16 protein-coding genes and 1 other RNA gene are annotated in these 16,260 nt (G+C 57.2%); 8 read left to right on the top strand and 9 right to left on the bottom strand.

Features of this window, described 5'->3' with window-relative positions:
* Positions 1-160: 160 nt before the first annotated feature.
* The 7 genes from PQU98_RS06310 to tkt all read right to left on the bottom strand — a co-directional run bounded on the left by PQU98_RS06310 (position 161) and on the right by tkt (position 7,830).
* A complete protein-coding gene (locus PQU98_RS06310) occupies positions 161-1,720 on the bottom strand; it encodes a HAMP domain-containing sensor histidine kinase (protein ID WP_272744056.1) in 1,560 nt (519 codons plus the stop codon).
* Between the two features lie 36 nt (positions 1,721-1,756).
* Positions 1,757-2,503 carry a response regulator gene (locus PQU98_RS06305; protein ID WP_272744055.1) on the bottom strand — a complete coding sequence of 249 codons (747 nt, stop codon included), beginning with the start codon at positions 2,501-2,503 and terminating at the stop codon, positions 1,757-1,759.
* Between the two features lie 99 nt (positions 2,504-2,602).
* On the bottom strand, positions 2,603-3,313 hold the full coding sequence (locus PQU98_RS06300; RefSeq protein WP_272744054.1) for a pseudouridine synthase: 711 nt from the start codon (positions 3,311-3,313) through the stop codon (positions 2,603-2,605).
* Positions 3,313-4,416 (bottom strand): class I SAM-dependent methyltransferase, encoded by a 1,104-nt coding sequence (locus PQU98_RS06295; RefSeq protein ID WP_272744053.1) that lies wholly within the window; start codon positions 4,414-4,416, stop codon positions 3,313-3,315. The genes PQU98_RS06300 and PQU98_RS06295 overlap by 1 nt, the downstream gene beginning before the upstream one ends.
* Before the next feature lie 104 nt (positions 4,417-4,520).
* Positions 4,521-5,195, bottom strand: a complete 675-nt coding sequence (locus tag PQU98_RS06290) for a YitT family protein (RefSeq protein WP_272744052.1) — start codon at positions 5,193-5,195, stop codon at positions 4,521-4,523.
* A gap of 149 nt (positions 5,196-5,344) precedes the next feature.
* Positions 5,345-5,554, bottom strand: a complete 210-nt coding sequence (locus PQU98_RS06285; protein ID WP_189485683.1) for a cold-shock protein — start codon at positions 5,552-5,554, stop codon at positions 5,345-5,347.
* Between the two features lie 278 nt (positions 5,555-5,832).
* Positions 5,833-7,830, bottom strand: a complete 1,998-nt coding sequence (tkt, locus tag PQU98_RS06280; RefSeq protein WP_438263859.1) for a transketolase — start codon at positions 7,828-7,830, stop codon at positions 5,833-5,835.
* A 258-nt stretch (positions 7,831-8,088) separates the two neighbouring features.
* On the opposite strand from tkt, the gene PQU98_RS06275 reads away from it, so the two are divergent.
* Both PQU98_RS06275 and PQU98_RS06270 read left to right on the top strand, forming a co-directional pair.
* Positions 8,089-8,388, top strand: coding sequence for a hypothetical protein (locus PQU98_RS06275; RefSeq protein WP_272744051.1), 300 nt, complete (start codon positions 8,089-8,091; stop codon positions 8,386-8,388).
* Entirely contained in the window at positions 8,388-8,720 is a 333-nt protein-coding gene (locus PQU98_RS06270) for a cell division protein ZapA (protein ID WP_189485686.1), read from the top strand. Before PQU98_RS06275 ends, PQU98_RS06270 begins: the two co-directional genes overlap by 1 nt.
* 144 nt (positions 8,721-8,864) lie before the next feature.
* Here the strand turns inward: PQU98_RS06270 and PQU98_RS06265 are convergent, their stop codons facing one another.
* Complete coding sequence (locus tag PQU98_RS06265) at positions 8,865-11,153, bottom strand: beta-glucosidase family protein (RefSeq protein WP_272744050.1); 2,289 nt, start codon at positions 11,151-11,153, stop codon at positions 8,865-8,867.
* A gap of 249 nt (positions 11,154-11,402) precedes the next feature.
* Between PQU98_RS06265 and ssrS the strand changes: the two genes are divergently transcribed.
* The 6 genes from ssrS (at position 11,403) to PQU98_RS06240 (ending at position 14,698) form a co-directional block, all read left to right on the top strand.
* Positions 11,403-11,567, top strand: a non-coding RNA gene (gene ssrS / locus PQU98_RS17125) — 6S RNA.
* Positions 11,568-11,707: 140 nt separating this feature from the next.
* Entirely contained in the window at positions 11,708-12,268 is a 561-nt protein-coding gene (locus PQU98_RS06260; RefSeq protein ID WP_272744049.1) for a 5-formyltetrahydrofolate cyclo-ligase, read from the top strand.
* Positions 12,269-12,278: 10 nt separating this feature from the next.
* Positions 12,279-13,100, top strand: coding sequence for a TIGR00282 family metallophosphoesterase (locus tag PQU98_RS06255; RefSeq protein ID WP_272744048.1), 822 nt, complete (start codon positions 12,279-12,281; stop codon positions 13,098-13,100).
* A 98-nt stretch (positions 13,101-13,198) separates the two neighbouring features.
* Positions 13,199-13,957 (top strand): YebC/PmpR family DNA-binding transcriptional regulator, encoded by a 759-nt coding sequence (locus PQU98_RS06250; protein WP_272744047.1) that lies wholly within the window; start codon positions 13,199-13,201, stop codon positions 13,955-13,957.
* A gap of 127 nt (positions 13,958-14,084) precedes the next feature.
* The gene (locus tag PQU98_RS06245) at positions 14,085-14,288 is read left to right on the top strand and encodes a hypothetical protein (RefSeq protein WP_272744046.1); all 204 of its coding nucleotides are present in this window, start codon (positions 14,085-14,087) and stop codon (positions 14,286-14,288) included.
* 101 nt (positions 14,289-14,389) lie between these two features.
* Complete coding sequence (locus PQU98_RS06240) at positions 14,390-14,698, top strand: hypothetical protein (protein WP_272744045.1); 309 nt, start codon at positions 14,390-14,392, stop codon at positions 14,696-14,698.
* Between the two features lie 76 nt (positions 14,699-14,774).
* On the opposite strand, the gene PQU98_RS06235 is transcribed toward PQU98_RS06240, so the two are convergent.
* Complete coding sequence (locus tag PQU98_RS06235) at positions 14,775-16,241, bottom strand: hypothetical protein (RefSeq protein WP_272744044.1); 1,467 nt, start codon at positions 16,239-16,241, stop codon at positions 14,775-14,777.
* Positions 16,242-16,260: the final 19 nt, after the last annotated feature.

Raw genomic sequence — 16,260 nt, 5'->3', positions numbered from 1 at the left:
AGCTTCCCTTATAGTAGATTTTGAAACCGTCCTGACGGGCGGAAGCGTAGATCAAATGCGGGTTTCGTTTTGGCCCAAACCCCTGACAAGTCAAGACCTAATCGGTCTTAACGGCCATATGATAACGCTATCAGGCAGTTTCAACTCACGCGCTTGCGGCCTAAAGCCGCGGCAGGCTAAAGACGGCATCCAGCCCCGCCAGAACACCACCCTCGTAGCGGTTTTCAAGCCGAAGCGATCCGTTCATCGACTGGCTTAAGGATCGGGCAACCGATAGTCCCAGACCCGCGCCACCGGTATCGCGGTTGCGCGACGTCTCGAGCCGGTAAAACGGCTCAAAGACGGCCTCAAGCGCCTCTGACGGCATGCCGGGGCCGTGGTCGCGAATAATGACTTCGGCTTGCGGCCCGGACGCGCTCAGAATGACCTCACAGCCGTCGCCGTACCGGCAGGCATTTTCAACCAGATTGGTCACAATACGCCGGATGGCCATGTCGTTGCCGAGCACCGTAATGTTTTCGGTTATATCGCCGCAGGTGACATTGTGGATGTCGGCATTGTCCTCGCACAGGATTTCTATCAGGGACGACAGGTCAAGCTTGGTCAGGGTCTGAGCCATTTTTTCCGCACTGGCGAAACCCAGCGCGGAATTGATCAGGCTGTCCATGTGCGCGATGTCCTGACTGATCTTGTCACGCGTTGGCTCGGGCAGGTTTTCAATCCGCAACCGCAACCTTGCCAGCGGGGTTTTCAGGTCATGGGCGATGGCAGCAATCAGAGCGGTGCGCGATTCGACCTGTTTTTTGAGCCTGACCTGCATGTCGTTCAGCACATGGGTTGCCGCACGGACTTCCTTGGGGCCCCGGGCTTTAAGCGGGGCGGCATCATGGTCAAAGCCCAATGTGCGTGCACCTTCGGCCAGGGCGCGGATCGGTCGCGTCAGGCGACGCGACATGTAAAAGGCCAGCGGCGTGACGGCCAGTGCGGTCAGTAAAAATCCGAACAGCAGGTTTCTCTGCCACGGTTCAATAAAGGGCTTGGGTGGGATCAGGACGCGCCATTTGCCATCGGCCTGCTTCCATGCGGCGCGAAAGGCCGGAAAGGTTACCTGCGTGTCCAGACTTTCGGGTAATTCCGATGCTCGGAAATCCCGGCCAAGCATTCTGAGGTCATCGCGCGGGCCATCTGGCCCAAAGTTGCGGGGTGGCTCATTCGGCCCTCTGGGCTGCGGCCCGTCAGGGCGTTTATACTGCAGCCCGTCAGGGCTTTTAAATTGCGGCCCGTCAGGGCCGGGGGCTATCCAGCGCTGCGGGCCGGGGCCAGGACCGCCAAAGCCGTTGCGGGATTTCAGCCGGCCATCGACGACGACATCCGTTGCCGGCACACCCAAAACCTTTGCCAGACGTTCACGCAGGAAGTTTTCAAACGGATGGGCGCGGTCGGGTTCTGCCAATTGACGCGAGACGAAGCCGGGTGTTTCAGCCACCGTCTCGGCGCGCAGGGTGCGGCCGGTTTTCAGCTTGACCTGACTGGTCTTCAAGGCTTGCGCCGCTTCGGTCAGGGTATAGCCCTGCGGCGGCGGGGAGGGGGCCTTTAGCACGATCAGAATATTGATCGCCAGCGACAGGACAAGCACCATCAGCGCCATGCCCAGCACCTGCCAGAAGATCGGCAAGTCAGGCAATATGCGTTTGCGGGGCGGGGCCCCGATCTTAGTCATGCTTTTTCTCAGTCATGCTTTATTTCTGGGTCATGTTTATTTCAGCGGCCTGAACATATAGCCGATGCCGCGAATGGTGCGGATAATTTCATCCTGCGTGTCGTCATTCAACTTACGGCGCAGACGGCTGATCTGAACATCAATGGCGCGGTCAAAGCTTTCGGAATTGGGGCCGTGCAGGAAATCCAGAATCTGATCACGGCTCAGGGCGCGGCCCGGACGGTCAAGAAACACCCTGAGCAATTCAAACTCGGCATTACTCAGCGCCACCTGAACGCCGTCGGGGCGGATGAGAATGCGTTTGATGTTATCAAGCTGCCAGCCGAAGAAATGGGTGATGGGCGACGCGCCATCATTACGCGGGCCTTGCTCGCCACGACGCAGAACCGCACGGATGCGCGCCAGCAGTTCGCGCGGATGAAAGGGCTTGGCCAGATAATCGTCCGCCCCCAGTTCCAGCCCCACGATCCGGTCAACCTCTTCGGCGCGGGCACTGAGCATGATCACCGGCGGGCCTTTGGCCGCATTGAGGCGACGGCAGATCGACAGGCCGTCTTCGCCGGGCATCATGAAATCAAGCACCACCAGGTCAATATCGCCGCGCATTAGCACGCGATCCATTTCGCGCGCGCCGGAAGCCGTGTGAATCTCAAAACCATGTTGCCCCAGAAAATCGGAAATCAGGTCACGCAGGTCGCGGTCGTCATCAACGACCAGCAGGCGGGAGGTCTTGATCGACGGAGTGTTGGCGGGGGCTGAGGAAGCCGAAGCGGTCTGGGTCATGAGCTTTGCCGTGGGTTTGCGGTCGTTAGGATTATATCCGCTTATGACCGTCATGTGGGGCAATAAGATTTCACGATTGTAACATAACCTATGTCCGGGTCAGGCTACATTTCGCGCCAGCAGTTTCTGGATATCTTCCGGCTTCAGTATCCGCCACTTACCCGGCTTGAGGTCGTCCAGAGTGAGTTCTCCCATGCGGGCGCGGTGCAGAGTCTCGACATGGTTGCCGACAGCCGCGAACATGCGCCGAACCTGATGATAGCGGCCTTCATAAAGCGTCAAGCGGGCCGTCTTTTCGCCCGTGACCTCAAGAAAGGCGGGTTTGAGCGGCTCTTTTTCGGCTTCCAGCAACAGGGTGCCGGATTCGAAAATCGCCCCTTCATGGCCATTCAATGGTCGCGCCAGTGTCACCTCGTAGACCTTGGGGACGTGATTTTTGGGAGAGATGATCCGGTGCAGGAAATCGCCGTCATCGGTAAACAGCAGCAGGCCCGACGTATTGGCATCCAGCCGCCCGATAGTGGACAGCACCGGCTTGCGCTCACCGAAACGGGCGGGCAGCAGTTCATAAACCAACTGACCGGTGTCCTTGGTCGAGCAGACATAGCCAACCGGCTTGTGCATCAAAAGCACAACGCCATGATCAGGATCGAGCGGACGACCTTTGTAGCGGATATCGTCGTGGCCGATTTTAGCGTCGTCGGTCAGGCGTTCACCGTCCGCATCGGTAAAGGTGCCCATGCGGATCAGTTTCTGGACATCCTTGCGCGACCCATAGCCCAGATTAGCGAGGTGTTTCACGAGGCGCATCAGGATCTGCGCCTTAAGGTTTCGCCTTTGAAGGCGGCGTTTTTTGGCTCGGTAGTTTCATGTTTCCGAGGCTTTTTCTTCACTGAGGCTTCGCTTTGCGTAGAGGCCTCAAACACTTTGTAAGCGCCATCGTCGGCCAGTATTTTTACCACCTTGAACGCGGTTTTGAGCGTGTCCTCGTAGGGCAGGTGGCGGTTGGCGACCATATAGAATGCGCCCTTGGGCTTCAACGCTGACGCCGCGGCGCGGATGAAGGCCTTTCCCAGATCATGCTTATCGGCGCGGTCGATATGAAACGGCGGATTGGAGACGATAAAATCGAACTCACCGTTGATCCCAGAGGTGACATCATGCCAGTGGACATCGACCGACCGGTCGGTCAGGTTCTGACGCGCCAAGTCTACCGCGCGCTGTTCGGCCTCATAAAGGCTTATGTGCGTAACGCCGGCGTGGCGGGCGAAAATTTCCGCCGTCAGATAGCCAAAACCCGCCCCCAGGTCGGCGCCTTTGCCAGTCAGCGGGGGCAGGGTTTCCACCAGTCGCCTTGACCCCGCATCGATACGGTCCCAGGCAAACAGGCCGGGGCGGCTGAGGAAACGGCCCCCTTCAATCGGGCGCACGGCATCGAGTTTTGACCAGGCCTCAATCAGGTCGCCATTGAGGCTGGAAGCCTTGATCTTTGCCCAAAATACGCGGCACTTGTTTTTTGACAGGCTGGAGATATCGCCGGTCAGGGCCTTTAGGTCATTTTCAACCGTCTTGGCACCCTCAAGATTGGAGACTGACGCCATAACCGTGCCGCCGTCGGCCGTGGACGTTACTGCGCGCGCCAGAAGTGCGCGGTATTCCTCACGCTGACGCGGCGGCAGAACCAGCGTCAAGGCATAGCGGGCCTCATCACCTTCGGGGCGGGCGATAAACCCCTGTTGCGTCAGGGCATCGAGCGCCGGTTTGAAACTTTGTTCGCAGATAAGCTGTTCGCGGTAATCGCGCAGGGCCAAACCGGACCGCGCCCGCAGGAACAAAGCCTTGCCGTCCGCAGGCAGATCAATAAGGCCATCGTTGAGCGGCAGGACAAGGGTATCTAAAACAGGATCGTACATAGGAGTTATTTAGCTGCCCTATCGCTTTTCTATTTGAGGGCGCGCTATCGCACGTTGTCCCTCTCCCCGCAAGCGGGGAGAGGGGGGGGGGGTGAGGGGCGAACCTAATGTCCCAGATAGCGCTGGGGCTTGTGGTAGGTCATCATGACGGCGCTCATGGCCGCCGCGCTGATGACCGAGTAGAGCAGGTTCATGGGACTGACCACAAAGACCGAGGCGGCCATGATCAGGGCATCGCATACCAACTGGGTTTTACCCGCATTGATGCCGCGCGTTTTTTGCAGGTAAAGCGACAGAACGCCGGTGCCGCCCGCGCCTGCACCATGCCGGGCCAGCGCTAAAATCCCCATGCCGATGATCGTGCCGCCAAAAATGGAGGCAAAAACCGGATTAAGGTGCGCGGGTGTAAACAGATGCGGGAACAAAGCCGCCATAGCCATGATGGCGATATTGACCGCAACGGTTTTAACCGTAAAGCGCCAGCCCATGCTCAGGAGCGCGAATATAAAAAACGGCACATTGATCAGGTTGAACAAAAGCCCGACCGGTAAGGGCGCAAGGTATGATACCAAAAGCGCGATCCCGGCCACGCCGCCGGTGACAAGGCCTGCGGTTTTCAGCAGCACCAGCCCAAGGGCGATGAACGAACAGCCAATGGCGAACGCATAGATATCTTCAAATACGGTGTGTTTGGCCTGCGCTTTTAGCCCCTGATCGTCCAGGATCGCCGACGATCGGGATAAATCTTTCGGCAAAAGAGAGCGAAAGCTAAAGGTCATATCGTGGCGCGCTTATATCCGGGTGAGTTGTTGCGCAGAATGATAGTTTCAAACGATATTTTTTCAAGCGACATAACTGTCGGCATGGCAATAAAAAAGGCCGCATCCGAAGATGCGACCTTTTCCGAAACATCTAAGCTTTTGAAAGCTTATGCGTTTTCCAGCTTCTCAGCCGACATCTTGCCGGACTTAGGATCGCGGGCCAGCTCGTAAGACAGCTTTTGACCTTCGTTAAGGCTGCGGAAACCCGCGCGCTCAACGGCCGAGATGTGAACGAAGATGTCGTTCGAACCGTCTTCAGGGGCGATAAAACCGTAACCCTTGGTGGCGTTGAACCATTTTACTGTGCCTGTGCTCATGACGAACCCTTTCAATGACAGTGTGTATACGCACATCCGCAAAATTGCGTCGTGCCTCGCTCGTTTCGATAATTGAATGGAAGTTCGCCGATACGGTTTTAGTAAACCGCAAAAACAAATTAGCAGACAAGAATAGATCGAAAGTCCGTTCTATAGCCTTAAATCCATAAGGTCAAATTAATAAGCCATGTGGATTTTTTTTGAATATTTATTATCGGCCACAAAAAAAGCGCGCCAGGCCGATACCGGACGCGCTTTTTTATTTAGAAAATTCAATATTACTTAAGGGCTGCCAAAGCTTTTTCGACCACAACCTCTTTGGTGATACCGAATTGTTTATAGAGCACGTCTTGCGGCGCAGACGCCCCAAATGAAGTCATGCCAACAAAGATACCGTCCTGACCGATAAACTTTTCCCAGCCGAGCGAGACAGCCGCTTCGACCGCTACATTGACCGGTGTGGAGCCGATAACTGAGGCTTTGTAGGCCTCATCCTGCGCATCGAACAGTTCCCAGCACGGGGTCGAGACGACGCGGGTCGCAACGCCTTGGGCTTCAAGCTCTTTCTGGGCGGCGATGGCGACCGAGACTTCGGTGCCGGACGCAAAGATCGACACCTTGGCCTCGGACGACGCGCTGCGGATTTCATAAGCGCCCTTGGCCGACAGGTTGTCGCCGGTTTCGCGGGCGGCGGGCACCTTTTGACGCGACAGCACCATCAGGGACGGGGTTGTGGTTGATTTCAGGGCGGCTTTCCAGCATTCGGCGGCTTCGACCTGATCGGCCGGACGGAACACCAAAAGGTTTGGCATGGCGCGGAACGACGCCAGGTGCTCAACCGGCTGGTGGGTCGGGCCGTCTTCGCCAACGCCAATCGAATCGTGGGTTAGCACGTTAATCGTGCGGATGCCCATCAGAGCGCCCAGACGGATCGCCGGACGGCTATAGTCCGAGAACACAAAGAAGGTGCCGGAGTAGGGGATGACGCCGCCGTGCAGTGCCATGCCGTTCATGGCTGCCGACATGCCGAATTCACGCACGCCGTAGTGGACGTAACGTCCACCGTAATTGTCGGTGTCGTAAGCCGTCATGCCCTTGACGAAGGTGTTGTTCGATCCGGTCAGATCGGCAGACCCGCCGACCATGTCATCAATATGTGGCACCAGTTGCGCCAGTGCGGCACCCGACGCCGAGCGGGTCGCATCGGCGGGCTTGATTTCCAGCGCCTGAGCAATATGGGCATCCAGCGCCTCAAATGCTTTGGCGGGCAGTTCGCCGGTCATGGCGCGTTTGAAATCGGCCGCGTGGCTGCTGACTTTCAAAGCGGCTTCCCAGTCCTTGCGCGGCTTGGCTGCCTTACGGGCGGCGGCTTCCCAGGCCTTTTTAATCGGTGCCGGTACGGTGAAGGACTCGGCCTCCCAGCCCATCGCCTTGCGTGCCAGTTCAATGTCGGAATCAAACAGCGTATAGCCGTGGGAATGCGGATCGCCTTCCTTGGGACCAGCGCCCTTGGAAATCTTGGTCTTACAGGCGATCATGACGGGCTTTGATTGCTGGGTGGCCCAGCGCAGGGCGGCGGCGATTTTACCATGATCATGACCGTCAACGGCCTTAACGGCCCAGCCAGCGGCCTTGAAACGGGCCAGTTGATCGCCGGTTTCGGCAATGGTGGCCACGCCGTCGATGGTGACATTGTTATCGTCCCACAGGACGATCAGCTTATTGAGCTTCAGACGGCCGGCCAGCGAAATCGCTTCGTGCGACACCCCTTCCATCAGGCAGCCGTCACCGGCGATGACCCATGTTTTATGATCGACCAGATCGTCGCCAAAGCGCGCATTCAGATGACGCTCGGCCATAGCCAGACCGACGGCGGTCGCCAGACCCTGACCCAGCGGGCCAGTGGTGGTCTCGATCCCGGCTGTGTGGCCATATTCCGGATGGCCGGGGGTGGCTGAGCCCCACTGACGGAAGTTTTTGATATCGTCCATCGATACCGACTTAAAGCCGGTCAGGTGCAGCAGCGAATAGATCAGCATCGAGCCATGACCGGCCGACAGCACGAAGCGGTCGCGATCCGCCCAGTCGGGGTTTTTCGGGTCGTACTTCAGAAACTTCGTCCACAGGACGGTTGCCACATCGGCCATGCCCATTGGCATGCCCTGGTGGCCTGACTTGGCGCGGTGTACCGCTTCCATCGACAGGACGCGCACGGCATCAGCCATGACGGTCGGTGAAGGCTTGGCGGTCAGGGAACTGAGAATATCTGAAGACATGGGCGGGTCTCGGCGGGGTTAAAAGCGCATCCCCAAAAGTGTTAAGCGGTTTTGGGACAAGATGCGCGTGACTATAAATGACGTGAATCCGCAAGCGGATTAATGAATTTGCCGCTGCCTTTAACCCATGCGGGCAGGGATGGGTATAGCTTCTTTTGAAAAAATACGTCTTTTCGTTTAGACTCTTTAGGTCATTATCGGTTATGTAAAGTGTTTTCAGAGGCATATGGCCCTAAAGTTCAGAAGAGAGCTCAGGTAATGGATACTCCTCTTACCCCCCCACAGGCGGGGCAGCCCGGTTCGGTGTTAACGGGTGCGGTTGAGCGGCTGGATAAGGCCCTGCTGGCGGTAGAGCACCGTCTGAGTATGCTGCAACACGGTGATGTGTCCTTTCCGGCGGATGGTGTTTTGCCGGATGCTATGCTCTCGAAAGAGCTGGAGGAGACCAAGGCGCGTGAAAAGGCGGTGACCGATGCCGCCAATGGCGCGTTCGAGGCGCTGGGTGAGGCGGCGGAGTCAATCCGTAAAATTCTGAAAGATAATGGGGAGGCTGCCTGATGGCTGAGGTCACGGTTCGCGTCAACAATAAGCCCTATACGGTAGGCTGCGCTGACGGTCAGGAAGGCCGCGTGCAGGAACTGGCCCGCCTGTTTGATGAACATGTCGAAATGGTCGTGGGCGATGTCGGCTCGATCGGGGAGGTGCGCCTGTTCCTGATGGCGGCCTTGCTGATGATCGATGAGATGCAGGATCTGAAAGTCCAGTTGGAAGAGCAGCAATCCGCCACCGCGCGTATGTCGGCCGGTGCCCATGAAATGGAACGCCGCGCCGCCTTTGCCATTACCGACGCCGCCGAACGTCTTGAAAAGCTGGTGGCGGATAAGGCTTGAAAAAACTCCCCCTCTTGGAGGGGGAGCTGAGATCAGCCCATATGGGTTGATCTCAGAAGGGGTAAACGGAACCAAGGTAACCCCCTCTTGAAACGAAGTTAAACTTCATTTCAAGCTCCCCCTGCATCAGGGGGAGTTCTCTTTTTACTTCCCCTGTACGTTCAGCGTCCGCTCCGGCAAGGCGATGGTGACCGATTGACCGGTATCTACCGCGGATTTCGCCAGTGAGACCTTGTAATCCCCTGCGGCGATTTTCCAGGTCTTTGACGGTGTGTCATATGCCCCCAACAAGCGCGGATCGACGGTGACGGTCAGGGTTTTGGACGAGCCTGGTGTCAGGTTGACCTTATCCCAGCCTCCGAGCCGTTTGGGGGCTTCCCAGCCGCCCGCCACCGGCGAGACATAGACCTGCGGCACATCGGCGGCCTCGGCCTTACCGGTATTGGTGACGGTAAACGATACGGTCAACTTGCCGTTAGCGTCCGTGGCCTTCAAATCAGAATAGGCAAAGGTCGAATAGCTCAGGCCATGCCCAAAGGCGAACAAAGGCTTATGGCCCTTAAGGTCAAACCACTTATAGCCAATGGCTGCGCCTTCGATGTCATAATTCACATCGGGACGCAGATCTGGCTTTGAATTATCACCATCCAGCTTGGGGCGGGGCAACTGGCTCAGTGACGCCGGGAAGGTCACCGGCAAACGGCCCGACGGTGAGATTTCGCCGGTCAGAACACGGGCAAGGGCGGTGCCGCCGCTGGAGCCCGGATACCAGGCTTCAACGACCGCGCCGACTTTCGATAGCCACGGCATGAACACCGGCCCGCCGGTTTGCAGCACGACCACAGTTTTTTTGTTGGCGCGGGCAACCGCATCAATTAGGGCGTCGCCACCGTGATCCAGCTTTAGCTCAGCATCGAAGGATTCCCCCGTCCATTGGGAGCCGAAGACGATGACCACATCAGCACCACGCGCGGCCTTGGCGGCGGCCTTGATGTCCTTACCGTCATGGTAGACGACTTCGGCTTTTGTGCGGGCCTTGATCCCGGCCACAGGGGCGTCGGGATAATAGGTGATCGGGCCGGGGAACTCATTGGCGTATTTTGAGGTATCGGGCACGGCATTGCCGCCGAGGCCGTACACTTGCGACGATCCGCCACCTGACAGGACGCCCTTATCAGCATGGCCGCCGATGACCACGACCTTTTTGGCGGTGGCGGCAATCGGCAGCAGGTTGCGCTCATTTTTCAGCAGGACGATCCCGCCTTCGGCATCGGCCTGAGTGACCTTGGCATTTGCGGCGAAGTCGATATTGGCGTCGGCCACCTTGGTCTGATCGATCGGCTTATCGAACAGGCCGGTCGAGACCATGCCCCACAGGATGCGCCGCGCCATGTCATCCAGACGCTCAGGCTTTACAAAGCCATTATCGACGGCTTCTTTGAGCGGGCCCGCGAAATAGTTTGATTTATCAAACGGATAGCCTGACTGCTGATCAAGGCCGGCATTGGCCGCCGGGATGGTCGAATGGGTAGCGCCCCAGTCCGACATGACATAGCCCTTATAGCCCCAATCGGTTTTCAAGACTTCGGTCAAAAGGTACGGGTGTTCGCAGGCATAGACGCCGTTATAGCGGTTATAGGCGCACATGACCGAGGCCGGATTGCCGACCTCAATCGCAAACTGAAATGCCAAAAGGTCGGATTCGCGCGCGGCCTTATCGGACATATTGGCCGACAGGGTAAAGCGGTTGGTTTCCTGCGCATTGGCGGAATAGTGTTTGACGGTTGAGATGATGTTATTCGACTGAATGCCGCGGATCTGCTCACCCACAATGATCCCGGCCAGCAGCGGATCTTCGCCGCCATATTCGAAATTACGGCCGTTGCGCGGTTCACGCACCAGATTGACGCCGCCGGCCAGTTGGACGTTGAAGCCCGACTGGCGCGCTTCCTTACCGATCATGGCTCCGCCCTTAAAGGCCAGATCGCGGTCCCAGGTCGCGGCGGTCAGCATACCTGACGGCAGGGCGGTACGCAGGCGGGGGGTTGGCCCGCGTTGGGACGCCACGCCAACACCGGCATCGGTTTGCCACTGATGGGGAATGCCAAGGCGCGGCACGCCGTACACAAAACCGGCGGATTGGTGACGGCTGTCCTTGGGCTGCGTCCAGTTCAGGCCATTGATGTCGCCGCGCACGTTCATCCATGCGCCGTCGGATGCGAAATGCCCGAACACCAGTGTGAGCTTTTCAGCCTGAGTCATTTCTTTCAGAATTTGCTCAACGCGGGCGTCAGCGCTTTGGTTTGCGTTCAGCCACGGTTTTTGCGCCGGTTCGGCCAATGCGGCGGGGGCTTGGGCCTGCGCATAGCCGGGGAAGCTGAGGCTTAAGGTCGCCGCTGAGGCCAGCAAGGCCAGTTTAATGGAAATCCGCATGTGTTTCGTGTCCCTTGTAGATCGTCAGGTTGATCAGTATCGGCATTATAATTTTGGTTGGGGAGAGTCATAAAACGGGATTTCGTGTCTGTGAAGTCATAATTTATGACATCGATGTCTTTTTTGCTGACTTGCGCCATATCAGCAGTGTCCCCGACCGGACGTTATCGCTACCATTCCGGGACATAAAATATAAAAATCCGCACTCTTGCCGATGTGAGCCCAAGGCCTTACATTGATCGGTGGCGGGTCTTGCTGCGGTTCACGTCAGCGATCACCTAATCCTTCTGACCTTAATCTCTTAGAACGGGGGCTGTCCCTGACTGAGACCGTGGTCTCTATCACATGGCTCCCACCTGACTTGTCAGGTCTGAGTGGATTTAAACGCTTCGCAACGGATCTCGCGGCGCCGCCACAGAATACCTCATTGAAAAGTTATGAGGCTTACGCCTCAAATACTTTTCAATGTAATCAATAAGGAGAAAAATTTTCTTGAGGCGGCTCTGCGAAAATTTTTCACTTTTTAGAACCATGCGTGCGTGGAGCACGCGCGCATGATGATAGATAAATCCCTGTTGCGTGCGGAAATGAAAGCCCATCGGGCGGGGCTGGCTCAGGCCGATCCGACTGCAGGTGATCGGCTGACCCATATGGCTGATATCGATGCGGCGGGGGTCGTGGCCGGTTACTGGCCCATTCAGTCCGAATTATCTCCCCTGCCATTTATGCAAAAACTATCGGAGCAAGGCTGCGCGCTGGCTTTGCCGTGCCTGATACCGGCAGATGGCGGGGGCTTTATCATGGCCTTTCGCCGCTTCGAGTTGGGGGATCATCTGGAACTCGGCCCTTACGGCATCAGCCAGCCCGACGCCGATAAGCCCATGATCCTGCCCGATGTCGTGCTGGTGCCGCTTCTGGCCTTTGACCGTAAGGGCGGGCGGCTGGGTTATGGTGGCGGGTTTTATGATCGCGCTTTGGACTTTCTTAAATCGCAAAAAGAGATTAAAGCGTGGGGCATTGGCTTTGCGGGGCAGGAGCTCGACGAAGTTCCCCTTGAACCCCATGATCAGTGCCTTGATCTCATCCTGACGGAAAACGGCATGATCAGCGTCTGAAAGTTAAACTATGCGCTTTGCGTTTTTCGGAGATGTCGTTGGTAAATCTGGCCGGGATGGCCTGACGCAACATCTGCCGATGATCCGCAAAAAGCTGGGGCTGGAATTCGTCATCGTCAATGCCGAAAACGCCGCGTCAGGGTTCGGGATTACCGAAAATACCGCCCGCGAACTGTTTGAGGCCGGTGCTGATTGCCTGACGCTGGGCAACCATAGCTGGGATCAGAAAGAAGCCTTGACCTATATTGTGCGTGAGCCGCGCCTGATCCGACCCAATAACTATCCGCGTCTGGCCGATGCGCCGGGGCGAGGGGCCAATCTGTTTCAGACCGAAAGCGGTAAATCTATTCTGGTGGTCAATCTGCTGGGCCTCGTTCACATGGCGTCGATGGACGACCCGTTCGCCAGCGCCGACAAGGAACTGGAGGCCTGTCCGCTGGGCGTGGCCGCCGATGCGATTGTTATCGACATGCACTGTGAAGCGACCTCAGAGAAAATGGCGATGGGCCATTTCTGCGATGGCCGCGCCTCACTGGTGGTCGGCACCCATACCCATGTTCCGACCGCCGATGCCCAGATTCTGCCCGGTGGGACGGCCTATCAGACCGATGCCGGAGCTTGTGCTGACTATGACAGCGTGATCGGCAATGATAAGGAAGAACCTCTGCGCCGCTTTACGACCCGGATTTCCCGCGACCGCTATCGCCCGGCGTCAGGCCCCGCGACCGTATGCGGGGTGTTTGTCGAAACCGACGATAAAACCGGTCTGGCTCTTCGTATTGAGCCGATCCGTTTCGGCGGACGCCTTAAGCCGACCTTGCCAGAGGTTTAGGTTTTGGCTAGAACCAGCACAAACCAACTTTGATACTGAAAACACAAAAAATGTATTTGGCGGCTGTGCCGCCGAAACTTTTTTGTGAGTGAGGACTAATGGCCGGCCATAGTAAATTCAAAAACATCATGCACAAAAAAGGGCGCGCCGATGCTGTGCGCTCAAAGCTGTTTTCCAAGCTGTCGCGCGACATCACCGTGGCCGCGAAATCGGGCATGCCTGACCCGGCTATGAACCCGCGCCTGAGACTTGCGGTCAACAACGCCAAGGCCGAGTCCATGCCCAAGGACAATATCGACCGCGCCATCAAAAAAGGCGCCGCCGGCGATGCGGATACCTTAGAAGACGTGCGCTACGAAGGCTTTGGCCCGGCGGGCATCGGCATTATTGTTGAGGCCCTGACCGATAACCGCAACCGTACCGGCGGCAATGTCCGCTCGTTCTTCTCAAAATACGGCGGCAATCTGGGCGAATCCAATTCGGTCAGCTTCATGTGGGATCGTCTGGGCCAGATCGAATATCCGCTGAAAGCCGGATCGGCGGACGCCATCATGGAAGCCGCGATCGAAGCCGGTGCCGCCGATGTCGAGACCGACGAAGACCCGGAAGAGGGCGGTCACCTCATCTTCACGGCCTATGAAGACCTGAACGCTGTCACCGAAGCCATGTCCAAGGTTCTGGGCGATCCCAAATCGACAAAGTTCATCTGGAAGCCGCAAACCCTGTCACCGATTGCAGGTGATCAGGCGCGCACCCTGATGAAGTTGATCGATGCCCTCAGCGATGATGACGACGTGCAAAACGTCTATGCCAACTTCGACATTTCTGACGAAGAGATGGAGGCCTTGGGGCTGTAAGATCTCAAAAGGATAAATTGCAAAGGGCGCGAAGGGGGCTTTCGCGCCCTTTATTTTTGGCTGCACTTAGACCATCAGAAATTTATCGAACTTCGGTCAGACTGAGCGGATTAAGGGAGTAAACGGTATGCGCATATGGATCGGAATGGTGGTTGTGGCAGCGGCAGGCCTGACGGGGTGCGTGTCGACCTATGCCAGCGATCCTGTGATGGGGGCCAATGCCGCCGGAACCGGCGAATCGCAGGCGTTCAGTGTTCTGATGTTCGATCATCCTGATGAGACGGCGCCTATGCCAGCTTCTTATCACAGCCCGGCCGTGGCGGGCAGGTAACGCCTGATGTCATTATAGCATGTCCAAGATTCAAGGCTTTGAATGGCTTTTGAAATATGCCATTATGCGACGTTAACCATATTTCGGGGGATGTGATGCGTGTGAAGTTAATAATCGCGGTTTTGGGAGCGGGCGCTATGCTGTCGGGCTGCGTTAGCACCTACACATCGCCGGTTGCGGTTTTATCGACCAGTGAGCAGGCCAGCCGTTGCGTGCGTAAGACGGACGGCAAAAAAGCCCCACAGATCATGACCTATGACACGGCCAGCCGCACTGAAACCCATGCCTCCAATGAGGGCGATGAGTACAAATACTCAGTGCAGAACAAGCCGCAGCGCACGGCTACGGGCGTCAAAGGTGGCACCGATAAGGGCGCTGATTTCGATGTATGCCGCGAAGACGGCTGGTAATATTCTTTACTCTGATAACTAAAAGGCCCGAACTAAGGTTCGGGCCTTTTGTTTTGGTGAATAGCTGTCGATAGCGTTAGTTATTGGCCCGGATAGGATCTGCGACGTAGTTAGACGGTGTGTAGCCGTTTTCCGCCAGCGATGCCGGCACTTTGGGCCAGAAATCATCAAACAGTTGCAGTATGGCAGAGCGGCGGCTTTCAGCGACTTCTTCCGGGCCTTCGGGGCCGGAGACATAGACCGGGCCGCCAGGGACTTCGAACTCAGACCCCTTATACCACGGCGTGCAGGTGCGCACCGATGGATCAAGATCGCCCCATTTCAGGTGACGGCAGCCTTCGGGATCGGCATCGATCATATTATCAACGGCGCGGATTTTCGCCCCGTCCTTGGCCAGCATACCCGCCGTGCGCACAAGTGCTATCTTGTTGCCGCCGATAAAGGCTTCGCCGCGGGTGACATCGATCCCGATTTCACGCGCCATGATGAAGTTGTTCAGGATGCGGACACGATCCAGATCAGAGACAATGGCGTGTTCGGTGTTTTCAAACAGCGAGTTTGAAATCAGACCTTCGCCTACCCCTTCGATGTGCAGTCCTTGCGCAAAGTTCAGCACCTGAAGGCGGTTGAGGGTGATGATGCTCTTATAGGTCGACAGGGTAATATCGATGGCGCGGGCATTCTGGCCGCGTTCAAAGCCATGCCAGTCGGCCAGTTGAATGAAGGTAATGCCTTCCAGGCGGCTGTCGCCGACCAGATTGGCTTTCAGGCCATGATAGGTGGTGGCGATGTAGCTGTTCTGGCTGAACAACTCAGCATTGCGGACACTGAGCGCCGCCGTGAGTGTGCGCGCAACCAGCGTGGAATCGACCAGATTGAACCGGCCCGCGTCGATATCGACTGCCGGGGCGTCGCCGTCATAGCGCACTTGCGACTGCTCAAGCGTCAGTTCCTTACCTGACGAGGATATGCAGGAGGTGTTGTCGCCGCGTTGTGACGACAGGCTGATGTTGCGTAACACCACCAGATCGGCGCTGGGTTCAATCCGGATACAGGGTGAGCCGTGGCGGGCGACAATCGCAGGGATACGGTGGTTGGTCGAAACTCCTTCGAGGATGATAGAGCGTTCCAGACGCAGTGACATCACGCACGAACGGGTCTTCGAGATAAAGCGCACCTTGGAATAGGACGGCAGCTTTTCGATCTGGCGCTCAATCCAGGCATCAGGACGGTTCGGATCGGCGCGGTAGGTATCGCAATTAACCGTGATGGTGCGTGGGCTGCCGTAATAGCCGTACTTGGAGCGATACGGATAATAGGGATAACCGCCGCAGGTTTTCAGGCGCGGATCGAGCAGCACGCCAAAGCAGGGGCGGGTCAGGGCTTCGACCTTAGCGGCATTGTAACCCATCGGCATTTGCGCCGAAGCGACATCGCGCGTGACCGCCCCGGACGCCAGCCAGACACAACCCAGCGCTAACGCCCCGGAGACAGCACCGAGCGCAGGTTTCGCCAGTTTGTTCATCGCTTTACGCATCCACATGGTCATCATCCTTAAATGC

Source organism: Asticcacaulis machinosus (genome assembly GCF_028550435.1).
In the GTDB taxonomy this organism is placed as follows: Bacteria; Pseudomonadota; Alphaproteobacteria; order Caulobacterales; family Caulobacteraceae; genus Asticcacaulis; species Asticcacaulis machinosus.
The sequence above is the reverse complement of the archived record's forward strand: the minus strand, read 5'-3'. Positions and strand labels throughout refer to the sequence as shown.